Below are 22,555 nucleotides of genomic sequence, written 5' to 3'. Positions count from 1 at the left end.
CCGCCCGCACCCCCGGCACGCCCCGCCGCCACCCTGGCGCCCCGCTCAACCCGCCCTGCGCGTCGCCTCGCGGTGCGGGCAATTCCTGCCTGGTGTCGCACCGAGCTGCGCGAGCCCCGGGACTCGGGGCCCGGGATTCGGCGCTGCGGCACCAGCCCGGAGTTGCCGACACGAGTGCGTGACGACCCGAGCGCACGGCACGGTCACGACGCGACGTGCACGTCCGCACTGCCGAGCCCCGCCCCCCGGCACGCAGGCGCGTGCGGTCGTCGGCGGCGGGAGCCTCAGCCGGCGAGGGCGTCCCGGAGGGCGGTCCCGTGATCGACCAGTCGACCGGCGCGGGCCGACGGGGCCACCTCGTCGAGCCGCTCGACGAGGCGCAGCGCGGCCGCCAGCACGGCCGGTTGGTCGGGGGCGTAGGTGCGGACGGTGTGGAACAGCGAGTCGACGAGCGCCTCCACGGACGGCCACGTGACGAGGACGGCGGGTGCACCCCGGTCGTCCAGCAGCGCCGTGACGGGCTCGCCCCGACGCCACAGCGGGACGAGCACTCCGGCCGACATGTCGAGCGCGCTCACCGCGGTGTAGGGGTCGTTGCTCCCCGAGGCGAGACCTCGCACCGCGATCTCGACGAGTTGCTGCAGGGCGAACCCGACGTCCTGGTGAGGCGTCCGGGCGGGCCCCAGGGTGGTCGCCCGTCGCAGTTCACGGACCGTGTCGGACCCCGGGGAGGCGCTGGTCACCGCGAGCGTGTCCCCCACGATCACGTACCGGCCGGGCATCGCGACGACGTCGACGACGAGGCCTTCGCGCACGGCGACGCGTCGGAGCGCCTCCCACGCGACCGTCTGCACGTAGCCGTCGGCGTCGGCACGGACGACGGCCGCGTCGGCCGGGAGCGGACCGTCCGCCGAGGACCGGACCCGCGCCTCCTGGCTGACGTCGTCGGCGGGGCTCGTGGGGTAGACGACGTCGGTCACGGCCCGGAGGTCGTCGAGCACGCGCGCCTGCAACGAGGTGATCTGCACCGAACCGGCGATGTGGTGGATGAAGAAGACCAGCACCCCCACGTCGAACACGCTGAGCAGGACCGCGACGTGGACGGCGATCACCGGGACGAACGCGCTGGTGTCGTCGACCTCGGTGTGGACGGTGCGCATCACGACGATGCAGTAGAGGAAGGTCGAGGTGAAGGTCGCCAGCACGAACTGGTTGGCACGGTCGGCCATGAAGTTGCGGACGAGTCGCGGGCCGTAGGTCGACGACGTCGTGGCGAGCACCGAGATCGTGATCGAGAACGACGTCCCGGCCACGGTCAGCATCGACGTCCCGATGCCCGAGAGCAACGACCGTCCCCCGGAGGCGCTGAGGGCACCCAGCAGCGGCAGCCCCTCGGTCACCGTCGTCGGCAGGGACCTGTCGACCGTCACCAACACCTCGGCGAGGACGACGGCGACGAGCCCGAACACGGCGGGCAGGAACCAGAACGACTCCCGCACGCGGGTCAACGACAGCATGCCGCCGAGCGTAGACGGTGCCTCCCGCCGGGCACCGCCGGAGGGGAGGACGCCGCCACCGACGCCCCCGCCGATCAGCGGGTCGTGACCACGCGCCGTCCGAGGTCGGAGTCGAGCATCGTGTCCATGGCCGTGCCCACCAGGCGGTCCCCGAGGGGGCGCTCGATGCGGCCGGAGGCGACCAGCGAGGCGATCCCCTGCATCGTCGCCGCGAAGAGCATCTTGAAGTGGTCGCGCGACTCGTCACCGGACGCCTCGGACTCCGTCGGCCCCAGGGCTCCGTCGAGGACGGCGAAGAGGGTGCCCGCCGCCTCGTGCACGGCCTCGGGCTTCGTCGTCACCTTGGTCTGGAACATGAGCTCCATCAGCGCGGCATCGTCGACGGCGAAGTCGACGTAGGCCCGGGCGACGCGATGGAGGCGTTCCGTCCGACCTCCCCCGCCGTCGAGCGCGCGTCGGACCGCGGTGGTGAGCCGCTCGAACCCGGCTCCGGCGAGCGCGTCGAGCAGCGCCTGCCGATCGACGAAGTGGCTCCGGGGGGCACCGTGACTGACCCCGGCCCGACGGGCGAGGTCGCGGAGCGAGAGGCCGTCGACGCCGGACTCGCGCACGACCTCGATCGCCTCGTCCAGCAGCACGGCGCGCAGGTTCCCGTGGTGGAAGGGCCGCTGCGTCATGCCTCGATCCTAATCCCCGACTAGTCATTGACTAGATACTAGACACCGCCTAGATTGAGGCCATGACGACTCCACGCACCCTCCTCGTGCTCGGCGCCACGGGGCAGACCGGGCAGCACTTCACGCGACTGGCACTCGACGCCGGGCATCGACTCCGCGCTCTCGCGCGGACGCCCGGCAAGCTCGCGATCGAGCACGACGACCTCGAGGTCGTCCAGGGCTCCCTCGACGACGACCTCGACCTCGACGCCCTGCTCGGCGGCGTCGACGCCGTCGTGATGATGGTCGGGGACGCGGCCGCCCAACGCGAGCGGCAGGTGAACGCGACCTTCGTCCGAGCGCTCGTCCCCGCCATGCGCCGCAGCGGCACGCGGCGACTCCTGTACCAGGCCGGGGGCCTGAGCGCGGCACCGGGCAAGCCCCTCGCACCGGTGCTGCGGATCGTCCGCAGCACGATCGCCCGCGCGTACATCGGCCAGCACGAGGACAACGAGGCCGTCATGCGCTACCTCGACCAGGACGCCCGTGACGTCGAGTGGATGGTCCACCGGGCCGGCATCGGCTCCGACGGCCCGTCCAAGGGCGAACTGCACCGCTCCTCCTCGTTCATCAGCATCGGCACGTTCGCCGACTGCGCCGCCTACGACCTGCGGCTGCTCTTCGATGATTCGGCCGTCCACACCTGCGACGGCAGCCGCTACCGGCGGGGCTGATCGACCACCGGTGCGGCTGATCGACTACCGCGGGGCGCTGGTCCGCAGGGCGGCGGCGAGGACGACCTCGAGAGCCTGCACCTGGCGCGCCGCGGTCCAGCGGCCGGGGTCGCCGGTCGCCAGGCTCGAGACCCCCTCCACCGCCGCGACGAGGGCCGCCGCCCGGGTGCCCGCCTCGTCGTGGCCCCCGGGATCACCGACCCCGAGCAGTCGCGTCAGACGGTCGGCGAAGGCGCGGCTGGCGAGGGCGTGCCGCTCGGCCAGGACGGGATCGTCGAGCGCCGCGGCCAGGAAGCCGACCCACACGCGGGCCTCGGCGAGACGCTCGTCGTCGGTCGGCAGGGTGCCCAGGACGACGGCGCGTACGGCGGCCACCGCGTCGCCGGCATCGCCCTCGAGCGCGTCCGAGCGCTCGCGGGTGCGCTCGTGGAGCACGTCCCGGGCGTGGAGCAGCAGGGCCTGCTTGTCCCGGAAGGTGTGCAGGACGAGGCCCGTGGTGCAGCCCGCCCGTTCGGCGACCGCGCGGAGGGTGAGCCCCGTCGGCCCGCGCTCGGCGAGGGTCGTGAACACGGCGTCCGAGAGACGCCTCCGGGTGTCGTCCACGTCACGCGTCCTGCTCATCCCGTGATCGTAACGCATGTTACCGTAACGGTTGTCACGAAAGGACGACCCATGCGCTGGACGATCACCCGGACCCCCTTCGACCACCCCGACGCCGACGGCCTCCGCCGCGCACAGCGGGTCGAACTCGACGCCCGGTACGGCAGCGACGACCACGAGCCGGGCACGCCGCCGTCGGCGGCCGACGTCCCGGTGTTCCTCGTCGCCCGCGCGGACGACGGCCGGCCGATCGCCTGCGGTGGCCTGCGCCCTCTCGCCGACACGGTGGTCGGCCCGGCCACGGTCGAGGTCAAACGCATGTACGTCTCGCCCGAGGCGCGGGGATCGGGGGTCGCGACCGCCGTCCTCCGAGCCCTCGAGGACGCCGCACGCGACCTGGGCTCCCGCCGGATCGTGCTCGAGACGGGCATCCTCCAGCCGGACGCCATCCGCTTCTACGAACGCGAGGGCTACGAGAGCATCCCGCTCTTCGGCTCGTACGCCGGGTCGGCCGAGTCGGTCTGCTTCGCCCGCGACGTCTGAGCCGCGGCCGCGGCACCCCGTCGACCCGCAGGCGCCCTGCCGACCCGCGGGCGCCCTCCCGACCCGCGGCGGGGCATCCCCCTCGGGGCGGGGCACGTCTTCTGGGGTAGGGACAGCCGCCGGCGGATGCGGCATCGTGTCCGTCAGACCTCCCGTCGGCGATTCGTGACGAAACCTGCTCGACCCTCGTCCCCATTGCTGAGGCCACGTCCCACCAGCGTGCGACCCGGAGAGGAGGACCAGGAGATCACCGTGCCCAGCACCTACATGCCCGCGACCGGACCGGCGCCCGACGAGCGCGCACCGGACGAGCGCGCACCCGACGAGTTCCGTCGGGACGCCTGGTCGAGCGACGACGTCGAGGAGGCGCGCGACAGTCTGCAGACGGTCCTCGCCGGCCGGGACTTCCGCGCCCGCGTCGACTCGGAGCCGTTCGCGTTCCGCTTCGCCTCCGCCGGCGACGCCCGTCTGGCCCTGCAGACCGGCACCTTCACCGGTCACCTGCAGGGCACGATCCCGTGGTCGCGGGACTACGTCGTGTCCTGGTTCCAACAGGGCTCCGTGACCATCGACCACCCCACCGGGCAACTCACCAGCGTGGGCACCCGGCCGTTCCTGACCCCGACCGAGACGTCCTTCTCGTTCGTCATGACGCCCCACCGGCACGGCATCGTCCACATCGACGGCGCCTTCTTCGAGGAGGTCGCCACCGAACGCCACGGCGGGCCGGCGCAACGGATCGTCTTCGACTACGCCGCCGTGCCGAGCGACGTCGCCCTCGCCGCCTGGCAGCGCACCCTCGGCGCCGCCACCCCGACGATCGTCGACCCGCGGACCCCTCCCCTCGCCCGCCACGGCGCCCAGACGGCGATCGTCAGGACGCTGCTGGACGTGTTCCCGTGGCGAGCGGTCGACGTCCCCGACACCCTGCGCACCGAGCGGACGAAACGCCTGCGACTCGCCGCCGAGTACGTCCACGCCTACGCCGATCAGGCGATCTCGTCGGCGGACATCGCCACGGCAGCCGGCATGCACACCCGGACCCTGCAGCAACTGATGAACGAGCACCTGGGCTCCAGTCCGTCGAAGTACCTGAGACACGTCCGCCTCGACCGGGTGCGCCAGGACCTCGTCGCGGGCGACCCGGGGACGACCCTCGTCTCGGAGGTCGCCGGCCGCTGGGGCTTCGGGAACATGGGCCGGTTCTCGGCCGCGTACCTGGCCCGCTTCGGCGAGCACCCGAAGGACACCCTCGCGCGCTGAGCGGTCGGAGGCGTGGGTTCCGTCATCGCCGGCGGTCCGTGTATCGTCTCCCTCACTGAGGTAAAAGGCGTCGCGATCCGCGACGCACCCGCACGCGGCATCGGACGATCCGCCACTTCTTCCCTCGAAGGAGTGCGCCCTCGTGTCGCCCAGCCCCCACCTCATCCGCCGCGCCGGCCTCCGCACCGGCGACGCGCCTCCTCGCCTCTCGGACGCCTGGATCGCCCTCGCCGGGTTGTCCGCGGTGTTCCTGTTCGAGATGCTCGACAACTCGGTGCTGAACGTCGCGCTGCCGACGATCGGCCGCGAGCTGGACGCTTCGACGACGGGGCTGCAGTGGGTGTCCGCCGCCTACTCGGTCGCCTTCGGCGGGCTCATGCTGCTGTTCGGCGCCGTCGCCGACCGCGTCGGCCGCCGCCGCGTGATGATGACGGGACTCGTCCTGCTGGCCGCGGCGAGCCTCGCCACCGCGGCGGTCACGACGACCGGGGAACTCGTCGCCGTTCGCGTGCTCATGGGGGTCGCGGCCGCGATGACCACACCGGGGTCGATGGCGCTGGCGTTCCGCCTCTTCGACGACGAGGGCCTGCGCGTCCGCGCGCTGACCGTCATCTCGACCGCGGGGCTCGTCGGACTCGCCGTCGGACCGACGGTCGGCGGGTTCGTGCTGGCCGTCGCCCCGTGGCAGGTGCTGCTGCTCGCCGACGCGCCGATCGCCGTCCTGGCCCTGGTCGGCATCGGGCTCGGTGTCGCCCGGGACGACCCCGCGGGGCTCCGACGCGACCCGGTCGACGTCGCCGGAGCGCTGCTCGGCACGGCGACCGTGTCCACCGCCCTCGTGACGCCGACCGTCCTCGTGGAGTCGGGTGGCACCTCCGGGTGGGGGTGGCTCGGCGTCGCCGTGACCGTCGTCGGCGCCGTCGGGTTCGTGGCCCGGGAGCGGTCCGCCCGGCACCCGGTGGTCGACCTCTCGCTGCTCGCCCGTCCGTTGGTGTCGAGCGGCCTCGCGTTCAAGGCGGCGTCGGGCCTCGCCGTCGCCGGGCTCTCGTACCTGGTGACGCTCCAGCTGCAGTTCGCCTGGGGCTGGCCGCCGGCCCTGGCCGCCGTGGGGACGCTTCCGCAGGTCGTCGTGCTGCTCGCCGGCGGGCGCCTCGTCGGGCCGTTCGTCCGGCGGGTCGGTCTGGCCCGGGCGGCGGGGATCAGCGCGGCGTCGGTCGTCGCGGGCCTCGCGGTCTTCGGCGCCCTGGGTCGCCACGGGTACGTGTGGGTGCTCGTCGCGCTCGTGCTGGTCGCGGCGGGGATGCGCGTGGTCGGGGTCGTCGCGGGCGCCTCGGTGCTCACCGGCCTGCCCGCCGACCGCACCTCGGTCGGTGCCGCCCTGGTCGACACGTCGAGCGAGCTCGCGAGCGGTGCCGCCGTCACCGTGGCCGGGACGGTCGTCGCCGTGCTCGTCGGCGGCAGCATCACCACGACCACCTGGACGGCCGCACGTCTGGCCACGTTCCAGGACGCCCTGACGGTCGCGGCCCTCGGGCTCGCCGTCGTCGCCGCCGCGCTCGTCGCGGTCGGGACGACCCGTGCGCGGGCCGCCGACGGCAGGGCCGACAGCGGTCGCACCGACCCCGGCCGCGGCGACCCCGGCCGCACCGAACCCGCCCCCGGACCGCTCTCGACCCCGACCCGTTCCACCACCACCACCGAGGAGACCTCCCGTGCCTGACACCACCGCCCTGCCCCGTCCGCCGTTCGACCCCGAGTTCGCGCCCTTCCTGGAGGCGATGGACGCCCGCGGCCGCTTCCGCCTCGAGACCGGGATGCTGCCCCGGATGCGACAGCTCGAGACGACGGAGGCGCAGCTCGACGAAGGACTGCACGCCCGCGGTCTCGAGAGGCGCAGCATCACCGTCCCCGGGCACCTCGGCGACCCGATCGACCTCGCGGTCGTCCAGCGGATCGGCCGCACCGGGCCGGCGGCCTGCGCCTACGCGATCCACGGGGGCGGCATGATGTTCGGCCACCACCTCGGCAACCTCGACTCGTACGACGACTGGCTGCTCGTGCACGACGTCGTCCTCGTCAGCCCCGACTACCGCCTCGCGCCCGAGCACCCCGACCCCTACCCGGTCGAGGACTGCTACGCCGGTCTCGTCTGGGTCGCCGAGCACGCCGACGAGCTCGGCGTCGACCCCGACCGCATGGTCGTCGTCGGTCAGAGCGCCGGGGGCGGGCTCGCCGCGGGCACCGCCCTCCTGGCCCGTGATCGACGAGGCCCGGCCCTTCTCGGGCAGGTGCTCGTCAGCCCCATGCTCGACGACCGCGACGCGACCGTCTCCGCCCGGCAGTTCGACGGGGTGGGCGTCGCCGACCGGGAGATGACCCGGTTCGGCTGGGACGCCTACCTCGGCGACCGTCGTGGTGACGACGACGGTGTGTCGATCTACGCCGCTCCCGGCCGCGCGACCGACCTCACGGACCTGCCACCGGCCTACGTCGACTGCGGCAGCACGGAGGTGTTCCGCGACGAAGCCGTCGCCTACGCGGGGGCGCTCTGGGCGGCCGGGGTGCAGGCCGAGCTCCACGTGTGGCCGGGGGCCTTCCACGGCTCCGCGAGCATGCTGCCGCAGGCGACCCTGTCGCGCCGAGCCGTCGCGGCCCTGCGGGACTGGACCGGGCGCCTCCTCGGCTCTGCCGCCTGATCGGGGCCGAGATGGAGCCCGGTCACGATCAGGGGGCGCCGCGGCGGCGACGGGACACGCTCAGGAGTCCCGCCGCCGCGCGGCGAGGGCGAGGAGCGCACCGAGACCGAGGAGGCCGAGCACCGCGATGCCGAGGACGGCCGGTTCGCTGCCCGTGAAGGCGAGCAGACGGTCACCCCGTGACGCTCCGGGCCCGGTCGACGGGTCCGAGGTCGTGCCCGCGGCACCGACGGCATCGACGGGTGCCCCCGGGTCGACCGGGGCACCCGGGTCGACGGGGGCACCCGGGTCGACCGGCACACCGGGATCGACCGGCTCCCCCGGGTCGACGGCCGGCAGGAGGCCCGCGTCGATGCCGAGGTCCCGGTCGACCCCGACGAGCTCGTCGCCCTCGAGGACGGTCGAGAGCGCCACCGTCGCGGTTCCGTCGAGCCCGGCGTCGGAGTCGACGGTGTCGTCCTCGCCCTGGTGGCGTGCGGTCCAGGCCCGGTCGGGCAGCGAGGAGAAGGCGACGGTGTACTCCCCCGGGCGGAGCCCGTCGACGACGTACGTGCCCGCGAGGTCGGTCCTGGTGCGCCGCTCGACCCGACGGCCCCGGTCGTCGGTGCCGGTGAGGGTCACCGGGAGGAACGGGATGCCGGCCTCGGCAGGCCCCTGGAGCCCGTCGGCGTCCGCGTCGTCCCACACGCGGTCGCCGACGGCTCCGGCGACGACGGTGATGGCGGCCCGGTTCGAGAACGCGGCGAGCGCGAGGTTCGTCGCGCGCAGGCCGAACCGGTTGGTGACGACGTCCCCGTCACGTGCCTCCGTCGTCGTCGCGGCGAGGTCGTGCGTGACGACCTCGCCGACGTCGACGGCCGTGGTCCGCTGGATGCGGACGGCGGTGACGTCCTCGAGCGCCACCTGGTCGCCGCCCGTCCCGATGCGGGACGCGTCGAACCAGGCGGTGTCGCCCCCGGGGGCGTTGCTCGGGTCGTCGCCGTCCAAGGAGATGCCGCCCGGGGCGGCGGTCGTGTAGCGGACGCGTTCACCGGCGTCGGGGTCGACCTCGACCGGGGCGGCGAGGTCGACCTGCCCACCGCTGGCCCCGACGGTGGGCAGGACGTCGATCAGGTCGACGGCCGCGATGGGGACGGAGTCGGTGTTGCGGTACTCGAGCGTCCAGACGAGGTCGTCGCCGACGACGACGGTGGGCTCCTTCGCGGTCTTCTGGACGCCGATGCCGCTCGAGGACTCGACGCGGACGCCTCGGAGTGCCGTGCGGAGCCCTTCGGGCGACAGGTCGTCGTCGGCGGCGACGTGGGCGGTGTTGTTCACGGACCCCGGCGGGGCCGTCCCGGACACGTCGAGCCGGTACGTGAGGGGCGCGATCGGACGGTTGGGGACGACGTCCTCGAGGGTCCAGACGATCGTCTCGTGGAGCTCACCGTCGATCGTCGTGGTCTCGACGCTCGTCGGTTCGAGGGAGCTCGAGCCACGCTGGTACGTCGTGTGCTCGGGCAGGACGTCGGTCACCGTGAGGGCCTGGGGGCGGCCCCCCTCCGTCGCGTTCGTGAGCGTCGGGTAGAGGGCGTAGTCCATGCTCGTGCCGGCGACGACGAACGCGGTCTTGTCGGGGGTGGTCTCGGCGGTGGTGCCGGGGTCGACGACCTTCTTCACGACCCGGGCCCTGACCTGCGTGACGATGACGCTGTCGGCCAGCGGCCCGACACCGTTGGCCGCGGGCGCCGTGTCGTGGACCCAGGCGCTCGTGCCGTCGAAGAACGAGCCGAAGTCGTGGACGCGGGTGTCGTTCGGGGCGGCCTGCACCTCGAAGTAGCTGAAGAGGTTGCCGGCCCGCCCGCCGGCGACCGTCCCGACGGCGCGGATCTTCCCGATCGCGTCGACACCGCCGGGTACGTCGTCGGGGCTGTCGTACCACGGGCCGTCGGAGTCGTCGCACGTGGCGTCCCGACCGACGGTGGGGTCGGAGAAGGAGAACGCCGCGTACTCGATGCGGACGCCGTCGTTCCACCCGTTGGTGGTGGCGTGCTCGCCGAACAGCGTCGTCAGCTGCTGGAAGCGGTTGTCGTAGACGTCGCAGGCGATCGCCCCGACGTAGTCCGAGACGCCCCTGTTGGCCAGGGAGACCTGGGAGCGGAGGCGCGTCCCGGGGGTGACGTAGGGGTCTCCCGACTTCGCGGAGCCGACGGCGGTGGAGCCGTCGGCCCGGGTCTGGCCGAGGTGCTTGAAGCCCCCTCCCGGGACGAAGAACGACAGGTTGCGGTCGACCGAGTTGTTCGCCAGCGGCTCGGTCGAGCCCGGGAAGTTGGACGCACCGCTGATGCCCGTGGTCTGCAGCGGGGTGAAGGTGTTGGTCGCGATGAGGGACTGGCCCGCGTCGAGGGCGGGAACCCAGATGCTGATGTACCCGCTGATCACGTAGGGCTTGACGCCCCCCTGGATCGGCTGGCCGGTGGCGCTCTGCGAGGGGATGCCCCTCGACGGCGTGATGTCGGTGTCGGTGCCCGTGATGGTCACCTCGACGGGCTGCCCCGGAGCGGACTGCGTGCACTCGAAGCGGCCGGAGTGCAGCACCGTCGTGGACCTCCCCCCGCTGCCGCCGGGGAGGACCGGGAAGGTGCGCCCGTCGTTGAGCCCGCAGGCGGCCCGCCCGTCGTGACCGAAGAGGACCGCGGGGGACGGCAGGTCGCCGAACATCCGGGAGACGTCGTCCTGGAAGGTGAAGGTGCCGCTCGAGCGTTCGTAGCCGAGGAGCCCCTGCCCGGGGACCACGGGCTCCCACGCGACGGTCACGGGGTACTGGAGGACCGTCCCCTCCGTTCCGTCGGGGCCGACGACACCGGGGTGGAAGGTGGAGTTCGCGACGGATTTCGCGAGGTCGAAGCGCGGTGCCGCGGAGACCGTCGTCGCCACGGATGTGACGGGCCCTGCCGGTTCGGCGACGCCGTCACCGGTCACGGTGCCCGTGATGGCGACCGTGCCGCCGCCGGCCCGGGAGTCGATGGTCAGGACGACCGGGGTCGCGAGGACCTGCCCCTCGCCGACGGTGCCGACGTTGCAGGTGAGTTCGGGGCCGACGATCGCGGAGCCGTCGACCTCGCAGGTGTTCGGCATCCCGGCCCACGTGGTGCCGTCGGGTGCGGTCACGGTGAACCGCTCGTTCGTCACCGAGCCGCCGTTGGCGCTGACGGTGACGCGGTAGGTGATGGCGTCGAAGGTGCGGACGATGCCGTTGGAGGCGCCGGCGTCGGCACCGGGGCCCTCGGCGGGCGTGAAGGGGCCGCTGCCGTCGGCGCGGCGTTCGATGTCGAGGTCGACGGTCGCGGTCGAGGCGGCGGTAGCCGGGGCCGACGTCGGAGCAGCCGGCTCCGTGGCGGTGGGCGTCGCCGCGGCCGGTGTCGCTGCGACCGGTGTCGCTGCGACCGGTGTCGCCGCGGCCGGTGTCGCCGCGAAGGCCGCGGTGACCATGGCCAGGGCCACCGTCGCACCGACCCCTCGGATCGATGTGGTCGTCTTCATCGTGTGGCCCCTTCGCCGATCGTCGACACGCCACCCGGAAGGTGACATGTCCGAGTTCACATGTCGGTTGCCATGCTAGGGCGCGTCGAAGGCAGGGGGAACCCCCGGAAGAAGGTGACTCGACCGCTCGTCAGTCGCGCTTGGCGCAGGTGACCTGGTCGGCGGACTGGCCCGAGACGTTCCCGGGCAGGGCCGCCGAGGTCGGTGCGGGCGTCGGCGCCGGGGTCGCTCCGGCGCCCGGGACGACGTCGACCGCCCCGTCGGTCGCCTCGCGCGACGGCTCGCCCCCGGCACCCGTGGACGGAGACGCCGACACACCCGGCGCGGCCGGGGCGGCCGGGTCGAGCACCGCCGACCGTCCGAGGCTGTCCGCCGAGAGGGTCAGCGGCAGGTTGCGCTGCAGGGCGTCGTCCAGCACCGCGGCCGCCGACTCGTCGACCAGCACGCGGTTGCGGTCGGCGGGGTCGTCCACCGCCGGGTACTGCACGAAGACCATGTTCGACAGCCCGACCGTGTTCACGGCGAGGGCGAGCTTGGCGAGGGTCGACGCGTCGGCCAGCGTGTCGCTCAGCGTCATGTTCGCGAACGCCACCCTCGCGATCGCCAACACCTTGGTCGGGTCGGTCAGCGTCCCCGCCGACACCGTCTGCCGGGCGAGCGCCGAGAGGAACGTCTGTTGGTTGCTGATCCGCCCGAGGTCGCTCGAGTCGCCGACCCCGTAGCGCGAGCGGAGGAAGGCTCCGGCCTCGGCCCCCGACAACGTCCGCGTGCCGGCCGGGAGGTCGAGCGCGGGCTGGACCTCGGTGTCGCGGATCGGCGTCGCCAGGCACACCTCGACGCCGCCGATGGCGTCGGCCATCGACACGACCCCCTCGAACGTGATCGATCCCGCGTAGTCGATCTGCAGTCCGGTCAGCTGTCCGATCGTCTGGGCCACGCACGACAGCCCGTTCTTCGGTCCGCCACGTCCCAGCGCGGTGTTCAGCATCGCGCCCGAGGTCGCCGGGCTGACCGTGCCGTCGTCGTTCGGGCAGGCCGGCATCGGCACGATGAGGTCGCGCGGGAAGCTCACGACCGCCATGTTCGTGTGGTCCTCGGAGATGTGCACGAGCACCGTGGAGTCGTTCTTGCCCGCCCCCGAGCTGGCCTGCTGGTTGGCGGCGTCGTCGAACCCGGTGCCCAGCCCCTCGCGGGTGTCGGTGCCGATCAGCAGCAGGTTCACCTCACCGGTCTGCGCCGTCAGCTGCGGCACCGGCGAGGCGGACGACCCGTCGGGTCCGGCGAGCTGCACCGTGGGCCTCGCGCCCTGCAGCACCTGCCACGTGGCGATGGCCGCGATCGAGGTCGTGCTGACGAGGACCACGGCCAGCGCGGCCGCCGTCACCTTCGCCGCGAACGCCACGGGGTGCCCACGGCGGAGGCGACCGTGGCGGGCGATCCCGCCCTGCCGCACCGCGCCTCCTCGATCGGCGGGGTCGTCGTGGCCGTCGGGGGCCCGCTCGGTGCGTCCGTCGTCGGTCATGCGCGCCCCCTCGGCGAGAGAGGGCTCGGGAGACCCTCGTCGGGACGAAGCATAGGAGGCGCGGGCCGGGAAACCCCGGAGGTCGCCCCGTCGGCGTCCCCGGCCGTCGCGGTCAGGCGGTCTCGCCGAGCGTGGCCGGCGCGACGGCGGGGAGGACGTCCTCGGTCCAGTCGACCCTCAGGGAGCCGGACCCCGACCCCGACCAGCCACGCAACTCGGCGCCGACCGTGTCGCGGAACGTGGCCGCCTCGTCCTGGTCGCCCACGACGACGTCGAGCCGCAGCCGCGCCAACTGCTCGGTGACGCGGACCGGCAGGCCCCAGGCCTGCAGCACGAGCACCTCGGACGCGGCGCTCAACGCCGGGAAGTGCCGCCGGAGCTTCTGCTCGACGACGTGCAGCACGGCCACCTCGTCGGTGGGGCGGATCACTCCGGTCAGCGAGATCATGCCTGATGGTCCGCCCGGGAGGTTACGGCAGTGTGGCCGCCCGCTGTGAAAGCACCCGGGTCTCGCTTCCTCCCTCGCGGCGGCTTGTCCCCCGGCCGGTCCCCCGCGGCCACGACCGTGTTGGCAGATCGGCCCCGGGTGGGCATGATCGTCACATGGCGAAAAAGCTCAAGACGGCCCACCGCGACCTCGTCGAGGCGCTCGACCACCACCGCAAGGTCATGCAAGAGAAACCGCTGTCGAGCAAGCGTGCCGGTCGGGCGACCGCCAAGCTGCGACTCGCCGTCTCGGCCTACTCGGCGGTCGTCGCCGACAAGACGGGCCAGCCCGACCCGTTCGTCGACTACGACGCCCTCGACCCGGCCACCGTCGCGTCCCTCGCCGCCGAACGCGACGCCATCGCCCACAAGAAGTCGTCCGACCAGGGCACGCTCGACTGACCCGGCCGCGCCGCGCCTCCGCGGGGTGGTGTCGCACCGCCGACTGGACGTCGCACCGCCCACTTCGACGGTGCGATGCTCAGTCGGCGGTGCGATCCCGGCCCGTGACTCGGGGCGGGCTACTCGACTCGGGGCGGGTCAGCCCGGGGCGGGTCAGCTCGGGACGGCCGCGCCCTCGACGAGGGTCCAGCCGCCGTCGGCCGCCCGGCGCACCGCGCCGGCCCGCTCGAACGCGTCGAGCCAGCCACCCATCGGCCACTCGCCCCACCGCTCGGCGAAGAGGCCGCCGTTGCGCACGACGTCGGACAGGTGGCGCCACGGCGGTGACGACGTCGGGTGGTACTGATGGTACGCGTGGGCGCCGCCGACCCAGACGAGCGGGACGTCGAGCGAGCGAGCGGTGAACGCGAAGTCGGTGTCCTCGCCGCCGTAGCCCTCGTATCGCTCGTCGAAGCCGCCGAGCCGCGCCCAGGCGTCCGGCGTCACCGCGAACGACAGCGACCAGAACAGCGGATAGTCCGCGGCGCCCGCGACGAGCGTCGTCCCTGCAGGAGGCGCGGGTCGCGCCGCGTGCGGAGCGGTCGCCCCCTCGAGCCCCTCGCCGGTGCCGAGCACGAACCCCTCGGGCAGGTAGGTGACGGGTCCGCTCAGGAGAGCCCCCGGGTGGTCGAGCGCCGCCTGCTCGTAGTGGCGGAAGAGGTCGGGGCCGGGGACGCAGTCGGCGTCGAGGAACACGATGAGCGTGGCGCCGTGACCGACGGCCGCGTCGGCTCCGCGGTTGCGTCCGGCGGCGAGGCGCAGGCCGTCGGGACCCGGCGGGACGTGCAGGGTCGTGACCCCGGCCAGGGCGGGCACGTCGGGGGCGGGGGTCTCGTCGAGCCAGACGACCACGTGGCCGGCGTCGGGTGCCACCTGCCGGACGAACCGCAGCTGGTTGGCGACGTGCTTCATGCGGGTGGCGGACGCGAGGGTCACCACCACGACGGTCACGAGGCGACCCCCGCGAGGTCGGTGCCGACGGCGAGGTCGGTGCCGACGGCGGGATCGGTGCCGACGGCGGGCTCGGCGCGCGCGGGGCCGACGCCGTGCGCGCCCCGACCGGCCACCTCGGCGACCACCGCGGCGGCGCGGGCGGCAGCCCCCTCGACCTGCCACGCCGACCAGTCGGGCCGCAGCCCCCGGGCGCGCTCGACCACCGACGGCCACTCGTCGTCGGCGGGCCAGGACGGCGCCACGACGGCGAGACCGGCCCGGTCGAGCGCCCGGGCGGTCGTGAGCTGTTCGTCGAAGGGTCGGGTCTGCGGCACGACCACGGCACGTGCGCCGAGGGCGGCGAGGTCGGCGACGGTGTTCTGGCCGGCCCAGGTCACGATCACCTCGGCCGAGGTCATGGCCTCCCACGGATCGTCGACCCAGGTGTCGAGCCCGAGGGCCGACCAGGTCGTGCCGGGCGTGGCCCGAGCCGCGCGGGCGACCGCGGCCGAGAGGTCCCCGTGGTCGCTGCCGCCGGCACCGCCCACGAAGAGGACGCTGCCGGGCACGACGGCCGACCCGCGGTCCGAGGCCCCGCGCCCGTCCTGCCGCGAGATCCCGCCGACCCAGCGCACCTTCTCGGCGACCCGGTCGAGCGCCGACGAGTCGTGCGTCCCGGCAGGCCAGGGAGCGATCACGCGCGACGCGGCGTCGTACGCGAGTCGATGGGGTTCGTCGGTGCGGTCGCCGGGTTGCGAGACCACGACGACCTCGACGCCCAGCAGCCGCACGAAGAGCGTCACCTCGACCGAGACGTCGACGACCATCGCGTCGAAGGGGCGCCCGCCGGCCGCGGCCCCGGCGATCTCCCCGGCGATGCGGCCCAGGCGGGAGGCGTGCCCGGGGTGCCCCACCGGGGCCCAGTGCAGCAGGCCGCCCACGGTCGGCGAGGCGTCGGCGGGGTGACGGACCACGCCGTCCGGGCCCGTGGTCGGGGCGTCGTCGCGCTCGAGTTCGACCCAGGTGGTGTCGTCCGGCAGGTCGACAGGGGCGCTCAGCGAGCTGAAGACGACGACGTCGGCGTCGAGGTGCGGCCGGACGGCCGAGAAGCGGGTGCGGTGCCCGGCGCCGTGGTGGTGCACGTACCAGCCGACGAGGGGGCGGGCGACCGTCGAGGTCACGCCGTCACGACCCGTCGGCCCGTGCCGGCCGGGCGCACGGCCGACAGGCCGCCGGCGAGGGACGAGGAGGCACGGTGCCGGCCACCCACGCCGGTCGCCTCCGTCGCGGCCACGGCGGACGTGCCCGGCACGCGCTCGTCCGAGGCCACGACGTCGGCGTACAGCCGCTCGAGGACGGCGGCCCGGGCTCGCAGCGAGAACCGGTCGACGGCGTCCTGCCGCACGGTGCGGCGGGCGTCGACGTCCGTCCCGACCCGACGCAGCAGGTCGTCGGCGGCACGCGCCATGCCGTCGAGGTCGCCGGCGGGGACCAGGGCGGCCCCGACCGAACCCGCCACGACCTCGGGGACTCCCCCGACGGCGAACGAGACGACCGGCGTGCCGGTGACCAGCGCCTCCGCGATGACGAGGCCGAAGGGCTCCTCCCACACGGGCGTGACGAGGGCGCAGCCGCTGTGGCCGACGAGGGCCGCGAGCTCGGGCTGGCGCAGTTCGCCGACGTAGTGGGCGGTGGCTCCGAGGTGCGGGGCGACCTCGGTCTCGAAGTAGTCGACGTCGCCGATGCGGCCGGCGATCACGAGGCGGCGCCCGGCGCGACGGGCGACCTCGAGGGCGAGGTGCAGCCCCTTCTCGGGGACGATGCGTCCCGACCAGACGAGGTCGTCGCCCCCCGGTCCGAAGCCCCAGCGCTCGGTGTCGACGCCGTTCGGCAGGACGCTCGCCTCGACGCCCTCCCTCGCCCAGGCGGCGGCGGTGTGGCCGCTGACGGCGACGAAGCGGCTGCGCGGCCCGGTGGACGAGCGGTGCGCGGCGAGCATGGCGGGCAGGGTCGGCGTGTGCAGGGTGCTGACCATCGGCACGCCGATGCGGTCGGCCCGGGCGAGCGGGGCGCCGTGCAGGCTGTGGTTGTCGACGAGGTCGTAGTCGTCGGCGTGGTCGGCGACGAACTGCAGGGCGCGTTCGAGCGCCGGCAGCGCGCGCTCGAGGTAGCCGACGGGGTAGGTCGTGTCGGTCGCCTCGGCCGGGTCGTCGAAGACCACGGCGGGCAGGACGAACTCGGGCGGGCTCTGGTCGAGGTGGTCGGACCCCTCGGTGGCGATCAGCGAGACGCGGTGGCCGCGCTCGCGCAGGGTGCGCACCTGGTGGTGGACCGACGACTCGAGGCCGCCGGCGAACGGCTCGCGGATCGGGTAGCGCAGGGGCGCCACGACGACGATGCGCAGGGGACGGGAGGCGCGGGTCACGCCGTCACCGCCGCGACCGTCGCGAGGGCGCGCTCGTACACCGCGAGGTGCGCGGCGGCCACGTCGTGGCGTTGTCGTCGCCGCACGGACCGACGTTGCCGCTGCAGGGCGGCGCGGTGCGGGGTGCCGCGGCGCGAGGCCGGCACCCGGGCCGGGGCGTCGTGTGCGTCGGCGGTCTCGTCGACGGCGTGCGGGCTGACCAGGGCGATGACGGCCGCGGCCAGCGACGCGGGGTCGTCGAGGTCGAAGGAGGCGGTGGTCCCACGGTCGGGGTGCTGCGCCGCGGCGTGGCCGACGCGGGGCGCCGCGACCGGGACGGCCAGGTCCCAGCACAGCTCGACCCAGCCCGAGTGCGTGCCGTGGCGGTACGGCAGCACCGAGACGTCCAGGTCGGCGAGCGACCGCTCGAGCCGGGCGTCGGTCAGGCGCGGGTGCTCGGCGAGGGTCGCCGACGGGCCGGCGGCCCGGACGAGCTCGCGGATGCGCTCGGCCTGCTCGGGGTCGCGCACGCGCTCGTTCAGGTCGACCCGCGCCTCCACGACGGCACCGGTGGCGCGCAGGGCGTCGACCGCCGCGAGCAGGGTGCGGACGGTCTCGACGCCCGCGACGTTGGGGCGCAGGTCGCGGAGGTGGACCCCGACGACGACCGTGTCACCAGGTGTGCCGACCGGCAGCTCGACTTCGGGGTCGACGATGGCCGGATGCGCGATGACGGTCGGGCGACGACCCCACCGGGCCTCGACCTCGTCGGCGGCCGCGTCGGTGAGGGTGATCAACTCGTCGGCGGCCGGGATCAGCACGTCGAGGTGCTCGACGTGGGGCGCCTGGTCGACGAGCTGCGGGTTCGTCAGGTCGTGCACCGTGTACACGAGCGGCAGGCGCAGGTCGCGCAGGGCCTCGACGACGGCGACGAGGTGGTCGGTCGGGTACGACTCGGTGCCGAAGTGCACGTGCAGCAGGTCGATCTCGTCGGCGTGGGCGCGGAGCCAGTCGGCGTCCAGCACCACCGGGGGCCACCAGCGGTCCGGCTCGGCGGGGTCGGGCAGCGGGTCGGCGAGGTGGACGACGCGGCCGGAGGCGTCGTCGGGGTCGAGCAACGAGCGGACGTACGGGTGGCCGGCCGGGACGGAGGCCACGCGGAGGGGCGCGACGACGACGGTCTCGTCGGACGCGGGGGCCGTGGTCGACGGCGACGTCGGGGCGTGATGGGTCATCGGGGCCTCCTCGGCGTGATCAGGTCGCTCGCCGTGGCGGACCGGCGCGAGGCCTGTCTCGCGGGACGACGAGCACCCGCGACGATGCGGGTGAGGTGTGCCGGGGCTGGCGGCGGGAAAGGATGACGCGACCGGGGAAGTCGCTGTTGACTCAACATAGGCCCGCGCGACCCCCTTTGTCCGTTCCGAGCGCGGGCCGGAGGGAAGCATGTCCGAACAGCGAACCGAACCCGACGGCCGCACCCGTCACTACGGCGACTTCTACGGTCTGAGCGAGCCGGAGGGCGACGGGTCGATCGCCCTCGTGGTGGGCAACTGCCAGGCCGAGTCGCTGCGGATCTTCCTCGACGGCGGGGGCCTCACGACCGTCCGGATGCCGCCCGTGCACGAGCTCACGGCCGCCGACCTGCCGCAGCTCGGCCGGTGGCTCGGCCGGGCCGGGCTGCTGGTCTCGCAACCGGTGCGCGACGACTACCACGACCTCCCGCTCGGCACGGCCCAGCTGGCCGCGATGCTGCCCCGGGAGGCGCGGGTCGTCCGGGTGCCCGTCGTCCGGTTCGCGGGCCTCTACCCCGCGCACGTCATCGTGCGCCCGCCGAGCGACGTCTCGCTCGTGCCGCCCGTGGTCGAGTACCACGACGTCCGGCTGATCGCCGAGGCCGCCGGGCGGCCCCTCCCGGGAGGCGCCCTGACGCCCGCCGTCGTCCGGTCGGTCGCCGAGCAGTCGCTGGCCGAGCTGCGGAAGCGCGAGGTCGCCCACGACAGCGTCGTCGCGTCGGACCTGTTCGAGGTCGGCGCGGGCGCCGACGGGGCCGGCACGCCGCGCTTCGACCAGATGCGCACCCTGAACCATCCCGGCAACCCGGTCTGGACGGCCCTCGCCTCGCGCGTCCGCGAGCGCCTCGGCCTGCCCGAGCACGTCGTCGACCCGGGCCGACCCGTGCTCTCGAGCGTTCACGCCCCGCGCGAGCAGGCGGTGATCGACGCCTGGGGCCTCGACGACGAGGCGACCGACCACTGGGTCGTCGGCGGTGAGCGCGTCGACGCCGACGAGGTCCGCCGGGCACACCTCGCCTGGTACGCCGAGCACCCGGACGCGGTCGAGGCCGCGCTGGCCCGGCACGCCGACACGTTCGCGTTGTGGGGTGCGGCGTGAGCGGCGGGGCGGTCGATCCCTCGACCCGCGAGGCGACCGCGCGCGACTCGGCCCGGTCGACCGCGCGGGACGGTGCGGCGGCCACGATCGACCTCGTCGAGCTGCCCGTGGTGGTCACGCACCACGATCCGCAGCACGGCGTCGCGACCTACGCGGCCCAGATCGCCGCGACGGTCGAGGCCCGCACCGGTCGGCACCTCGCCCTCGACGTCGCCGACCTCCTCGACGTGCCGGACGTCGAGGAGGGCGACGACGCGCGCCCGGCCGACAGCGTCGACGTCGGTGTCCCGCGGGCCCACCTGCAGTTCACCGACCGGCTCTGGGGCCCCTCGCCGTCCGCCGCGGCCGACGTCGTCGAGCACCTGGCCGACACGACGGCGCTCACGGTCACCCTGCACGACCTGCCGCAGCCGTCGGACGGCGAGCGCAACCTGAGGAGGCGCGGTGAGGCCTACGGTCGCGTGGTGGCCGCCGCGCGAGGCGTCGTGGTCAACAGCGACCACGAGCGCTCCCTGTTGCGCGAGTGGGTCGGCTTCGACGGCCCGGTCGAGGTGATCCCCTTGCCGGTCGACCGGCACCCCCTGCCGCCGGAGCGGACCGGGCCGGACGGGCTCCCCGGGCCCGCCGGGCCGGCCTGGCTCCCCGAGCCGGACGGCGACGTCGCGGTCATCGGCTTCTTCTACCCGGGCAAGGGGCACGCCGAGGTGGTGGCGGCCGTGGCCGGACTCGCGGCCGCGCGGCTCGACGCCGCCGGCGACCGGGGCGGCAGCGGGGCGACGCGACCGGACGCGCGGGCGACCGGCGTCGTGGCGCTCGGCCGCGCCTCCTCAGGGCACGAGGCCGAGCTGCAGCAGCTGGTCGACGAGGCGGCAGCGCTCGGCGTGCCGTTCGGCGCGACGGGCTACCTCGACGACGCGACGCTGCTCGACCGCGCCCGGCGCGCGTCGGTGCCCGTGGCGGCGCACCAGCACGTGTCGGCCTCCGGATCGATCGCGACCTGGATCGCGGCCGGGCGACGACCGCTCGTGCCCGACACGAGGTACTCGCGCGAGATGGCCGCCCTCCGGCCGGGCACGCTCACGCTCTACCCCGACGGCGGTCTGGCGACGGCGATCGCGACCGCCCTGGCCGACCCGGCGTCGACCTGGCTCGACGACGACGCCCGGACCCTGCCCGGCCTCGACGAGGTGGCCGACGCCTACGCGGCGTGGTGGGCCGAGGGGGTGCGCTGGTGAGCCGCGACGCCGGGTCGCCGGTGTCCGACGCGACCGACACCGCGCCTCCTGCGGGCGGACGGTTCGTCGTCGGCAACGCGTGGGACGCCCTCGACGGGGTGTGGCCCGACCTGCCGCCGCTCGTGTCGGTGGTCGTCGTGCACTACCGGCAGCAGGCCGAGCTCGACCGGACGCTGGCGGCGCTCGCGCGTCAGAGCTACCCGGCCGAACGGCTCGAGGTGATCGTCGTCGACGACGGATCGCCGACGCCACCCACCGTGCCCGAGGGGGTGCGGCTGATCGTGCAGGAGGACCTCGGGTTCCGGCTCTCGGCCGCCCGCAACGTCGGCGTCGCCGCGTCGTCGGGGTCGGTGCTGTGCTTCGTCGACGCCGACACGTCACCCGAGCCGGACTACGTGCTGCGGCTGACCCGGCTGCCGGCGCTCGCCCCCGAGGCGGTGACGGTCGGCCAGCGGAAGCACGCGGACTTCGCCGGGGTGCTGGGTGGTGACGGCGGGGTCGGTGACGGCGTGGCCGTGCCGGTGCCGGTGTCGGAGCCGGTCGAGGTGGCCGGGCCGGCCCACGAGCTGGAGCAGCCGCGCTGGTTGCAGCAGGCGTACGGCTGGTCGGCCGACCTGCTGCACGCCGACGACCGGTCGTACCGCCACCTGATCGGGGCGGTCACCTGCTGCACCCGCTGGTTCTTCGACCAGGTCGGCGGCTTCGACGAATCGTTCACGAGCTACGGCGGCGAGGACTGGGAGTGGGCCCACCGCGCGTGGCTCGCCGGCGGCGTGTTCGCGCACGTGCCGGGCGCCGTGGCATGGCACGACGGGCCGGACTGGGCGGGACGGGCGACGGGTGGCGGCGGCGGGTCGGCGGGGTCGGCGGACTCGGCGGACCCAGCGGACTCGGCGCCTTCGGCGGCGTCGGCGGTCGCTCGCGAGGACCAGGAGGCGCGGCGTCAGGCCGAGAAGAACGGCGAGACCCTGCGCCTCGCCGATCTGATCGCCGTGCGCGGCTCGCGCGGGTTCGGAGTGCGCAGTCGCGCGGTGGACGTCTGCGTCGACCTGGTCGCCGCCGTCGGGACCTCGATCTCGGCCGGAGCAGCGTTCGTCGCGGTGGACAGCGTGCTGGCGGCGATGCCGGACGTGACGGTCGTGGTGCCGGACGACGTGGCCCCGGTCTTCGAAGCGGACCAGCGGGTGCGGGGCCGCTCGTCGGACGCTGCCGCCGCGGCGCTGGCCGGTGCCCGGGTGCTCGTGACGCTCGACGGGCCCGTGCGGGTGCTGCCCGCGGTGGAGGCCGGCGGCTCGGACGACGGCCGGGTGCAAGCCCTGGCCGCTGCGGTCGGCCTCGGGGACGACGTCGCGCGCGACCTGCGGACGGCGACGGACGCGGTGGGCGTCGGGTCGCTCGGCACGCTCGAGTTGGGGGACCCGTCGGGCCGCGTGCTCGTGACGGTCGAGTCGCGTCGCGCCGCCCTGCGCGCCCGACGCTGGGGGGCGGGCGTCGCGTTCGTCTCGCACCGCGCCTCCGTGGACTGGCTGACGCCCGTCACGGGCGAGCCGAGCGTCGCCGCCTACCTCGGCGGCTGGGGCTGATCCCGGGCTCACACCCGTCCGCGTGCCGC

The 22,555-nt window shown here is 74.6% G+C and carries 19 protein-coding genes; 9 read left to right on the top strand and 10 right to left on the bottom strand.

The genetic code is table 11. The features are described 5' to 3' along the window. Positions 1–284 precede the first annotated feature (284 nt). Both IFT79_RS12270 and IFT79_RS12265 read right to left on the bottom strand, forming a co-directional pair. Positions 285–1,517, bottom strand: coding sequence for a DUF2254 domain-containing protein (locus tag IFT79_RS12270; RefSeq protein WP_192124443.1), 1,233 nt, complete (start codon positions 1,515–1,517; stop codon positions 285–287). 74 nt (positions 1,518–1,591) lie between these two features. Then, positions 1,592–2,194 (bottom strand): TetR/AcrR family transcriptional regulator, encoded by a 603-nt coding sequence (locus IFT79_RS12265; RefSeq protein ID WP_056046766.1) that lies wholly within the window; start codon positions 2,192–2,194, stop codon positions 1,592–1,594. Between the two features lie 62 nt (positions 2,195–2,256). Here IFT79_RS12265 and IFT79_RS12260 point away from each other — a divergent pair, with 62 nt between their 5' ends. Further along, positions 2,257–2,907, top strand: a complete 651-nt coding sequence (locus IFT79_RS12260) for an NAD(P)-dependent oxidoreductase (protein ID WP_056046768.1) — start codon at positions 2,257–2,259, stop codon at positions 2,905–2,907. A gap of 24 nt (positions 2,908–2,931) precedes the next feature. Here IFT79_RS12260 and IFT79_RS12255 read toward each other — a convergent pair whose 3' ends face one another. Continuing rightward, a complete protein-coding gene (locus IFT79_RS12255; protein WP_056046770.1) occupies positions 2,932–3,528 on the bottom strand; it encodes a TetR/AcrR family transcriptional regulator in 597 nt (198 codons plus the stop codon). Positions 3,529–3,579: 51 nt separating this feature from the next. On the opposite strand from IFT79_RS12255, the gene IFT79_RS12250 reads away from it, so the two are divergent. From IFT79_RS12250 to IFT79_RS12235, 4 genes are all read left to right on the top strand, one after another. Next, positions 3,580–4,050, top strand: coding sequence for a GNAT family N-acetyltransferase (locus IFT79_RS12250; protein ID WP_056046772.1), 471 nt, complete (start codon positions 3,580–3,582; stop codon positions 4,048–4,050). A gap of 252 nt (positions 4,051–4,302) precedes the next feature. After that, a complete protein-coding gene (locus IFT79_RS16945) occupies positions 4,303–5,313 on the top strand; it encodes a helix-turn-helix domain-containing protein (protein ID WP_173151550.1) in 1,011 nt (336 codons plus the stop codon). Positions 5,314–5,455: 142 nt separating this feature from the next. Further along, positions 5,456–7,033, top strand: coding sequence for an MFS transporter (locus IFT79_RS12240; protein ID WP_342211840.1), 1,578 nt, complete (start codon positions 5,456–5,458; stop codon positions 7,031–7,033). Continuing rightward, positions 7,026–8,009, top strand: a complete 984-nt coding sequence (locus IFT79_RS12235; RefSeq protein WP_199736218.1) for an alpha/beta hydrolase — start codon at positions 7,026–7,028, stop codon at positions 8,007–8,009. The genes IFT79_RS12240 and IFT79_RS12235 overlap by 8 nt, the downstream gene beginning before the upstream one ends. A 60-nt stretch (positions 8,010–8,069) precedes the next feature. Here IFT79_RS12235 and IFT79_RS16710 read toward each other — a convergent pair whose 3' ends face one another. The 3 genes from IFT79_RS16710 to IFT79_RS12220 all read right to left on the bottom strand — a co-directional run bounded on the left by IFT79_RS16710 (position 8,070) and on the right by IFT79_RS12220 (position 13,501). Next, positions 8,070–11,531, bottom strand: coding sequence for an SdrD B-like domain-containing protein (locus IFT79_RS16710; protein WP_192124441.1), 3,462 nt, complete (start codon positions 11,529–11,531; stop codon positions 8,070–8,072). 130 nt (positions 11,532–11,661) lie between these two features. Then, positions 11,662–13,053, bottom strand: a complete 1,392-nt coding sequence (locus IFT79_RS12225) for an LCP family protein (protein ID WP_192124439.1) — start codon at positions 13,051–13,053, stop codon at positions 11,662–11,664. Between the two features lie 112 nt (positions 13,054–13,165). Then, positions 13,166–13,501 (bottom strand): hypothetical protein, encoded by a 336-nt coding sequence (locus IFT79_RS12220; RefSeq protein ID WP_123570612.1) that lies wholly within the window; start codon positions 13,499–13,501, stop codon positions 13,166–13,168. Positions 13,502–13,656: 155 nt separating this feature from the next. Here IFT79_RS12220 and IFT79_RS12215 point away from each other — a divergent pair, with 155 nt between their 5' ends. Next, complete coding sequence (locus tag IFT79_RS12215; protein ID WP_043595140.1) at positions 13,657–13,941, top strand: hypothetical protein; 285 nt, start codon at positions 13,657–13,659, stop codon at positions 13,939–13,941. A gap of 153 nt (positions 13,942–14,094) precedes the next feature. Here IFT79_RS12215 and IFT79_RS12210 read toward each other — a convergent pair whose 3' ends face one another. The 4 genes from IFT79_RS12210 to IFT79_RS12195 are packed head-to-tail and all read right to left on the bottom strand — an operon-like array spanning position 14,095 to position 18,552. Further along, positions 14,095–14,931, bottom strand: a complete 837-nt coding sequence (locus IFT79_RS12210) for a galactosyltransferase-related protein (protein ID WP_192124436.1) — start codon at positions 14,929–14,931, stop codon at positions 14,095–14,097. Further along, complete coding sequence (locus IFT79_RS16940) at positions 14,928–16,094, bottom strand: glycosyltransferase (protein WP_192124434.1); 1,167 nt, start codon at positions 16,092–16,094, stop codon at positions 14,928–14,930. Before IFT79_RS16940 ends, IFT79_RS12210 begins: the two co-directional genes overlap by 4 nt. Beyond that, positions 16,091–17,338: a glycosyltransferase gene (locus tag IFT79_RS12200; protein ID WP_192124432.1), complete on the bottom strand. Its 1,248-nt coding sequence runs from the start codon at positions 17,336–17,338 to the stop codon at positions 16,091–16,093. Before IFT79_RS12200 ends, IFT79_RS16940 begins: the two co-directional genes overlap by 4 nt. After that, positions 17,335–18,552 carry a glycosyltransferase gene (locus tag IFT79_RS12195; protein WP_192124429.1) on the bottom strand — a complete coding sequence of 406 codons (1,218 nt, stop codon included), beginning with the start codon at positions 18,550–18,552 and terminating at the stop codon, positions 17,335–17,337. The genes IFT79_RS12200 and IFT79_RS12195 overlap by 4 nt, the downstream gene beginning before the upstream one ends. A 208-nt stretch (positions 18,553–18,760) precedes the next feature. On the opposite strand from IFT79_RS12195, the gene IFT79_RS12190 reads away from it, so the two are divergent. Genes IFT79_RS12190 through IFT79_RS12180 form a run of 3 tightly spaced genes read left to right on the top strand, consistent with a single transcriptional unit; the run spans position 18,761 to position 22,526 of the window. Further along, positions 18,761–19,708: a WcbI family polysaccharide biosynthesis putative acetyltransferase gene (locus IFT79_RS12190; protein WP_192124427.1), complete on the top strand. Its 948-nt coding sequence runs from the start codon at positions 18,761–18,763 to the stop codon at positions 19,706–19,708. Further along, positions 19,705–20,943 (top strand): hypothetical protein, encoded by a 1,239-nt coding sequence (locus tag IFT79_RS12185; protein WP_192124425.1) that lies wholly within the window; start codon positions 19,705–19,707, stop codon positions 20,941–20,943. Before IFT79_RS12190 ends, IFT79_RS12185 begins: the two co-directional genes overlap by 4 nt. Beyond that, positions 20,940–22,526, top strand: coding sequence for a glycosyltransferase family 2 protein (locus IFT79_RS12180; RefSeq protein ID WP_342211839.1), 1,587 nt, complete (start codon positions 20,940–20,942; stop codon positions 22,524–22,526). The genes IFT79_RS12185 and IFT79_RS12180 overlap by 4 nt, the downstream gene beginning before the upstream one ends. Positions 22,527–22,555: the final 29 nt, after the last annotated feature.

Origin of the sequence: Frigoribacterium sp. CFBP 8759, from assembly GCF_014841655.1 — a bacterium.
GTDB lineage: Bacteria > Actinomycetota > Actinomycetes > Actinomycetales > Microbacteriaceae > Frigoribacterium.
The sequence above is the reverse complement of the archived record's forward strand: the minus strand, read 5'-3'. Positions and strand labels throughout refer to the sequence as shown.

Excerpts from the sequence above, each read along its gene's own strand:
- IFT79_RS12195 (WP_192124429.1), bottom strand. The coding sequence starts at position 18,552 with ATGACCCATCACGCCCCGACGTCGCCGTCGACCACGGCCCCCGCGTCC.
- IFT79_RS12260 (WP_056046768.1), top strand. The coding sequence starts at position 2,257 with ATGACGACTCCACGCACCCTCCTCGTGCTCGGCGCCACGGGGCAGACC.
- IFT79_RS12270 (WP_192124443.1), bottom strand. The coding sequence starts at position 1,517 with ATGCTGTCGTTGACCCGCGTGCGGGAGTCGTTCTGGTTCCTGCCCGCC.
- IFT79_RS12255 (WP_056046770.1), bottom strand. The coding sequence starts at position 3,528 with ATGAGCAGGACGCGTGACGTGGACGACACCCGGAGGCGTCTCTCGGAC.
- IFT79_RS16710 (WP_192124441.1), bottom strand. The coding sequence starts at position 11,531 with ATGAAGACGACCACATCGATCCGAGGGGTCGGTGCGACGGTGGCCCTG.
- IFT79_RS12215 (WP_043595140.1), top strand. The coding sequence starts at position 13,657 with ATGGCGAAAAAGCTCAAGACGGCCCACCGCGACCTCGTCGAGGCGCTC.
- IFT79_RS12250 (WP_056046772.1), top strand. The coding sequence starts at position 3,580 with ATGCGCTGGACGATCACCCGGACCCCCTTCGACCACCCCGACGCCGAC.
- IFT79_RS12220 (WP_123570612.1), bottom strand. The coding sequence starts at position 13,501 with ATGATCTCGCTGACCGGAGTGATCCGCCCCACCGACGAGGTGGCCGTG.
- IFT79_RS12190 (WP_192124427.1), top strand. The coding sequence starts at position 18,761 with ATGTCCGAACAGCGAACCGAACCCGACGGCCGCACCCGTCACTACGGC.
- IFT79_RS12265 (WP_056046766.1), bottom strand. The coding sequence starts at position 2,194 with ATGACGCAGCGGCCCTTCCACCACGGGAACCTGCGCGCCGTGCTGCTG.
- IFT79_RS12225 (WP_192124439.1), bottom strand. The coding sequence starts at position 13,053 with ATGACCGACGACGGACGCACCGAGCGGGCCCCCGACGGCCACGACGAC.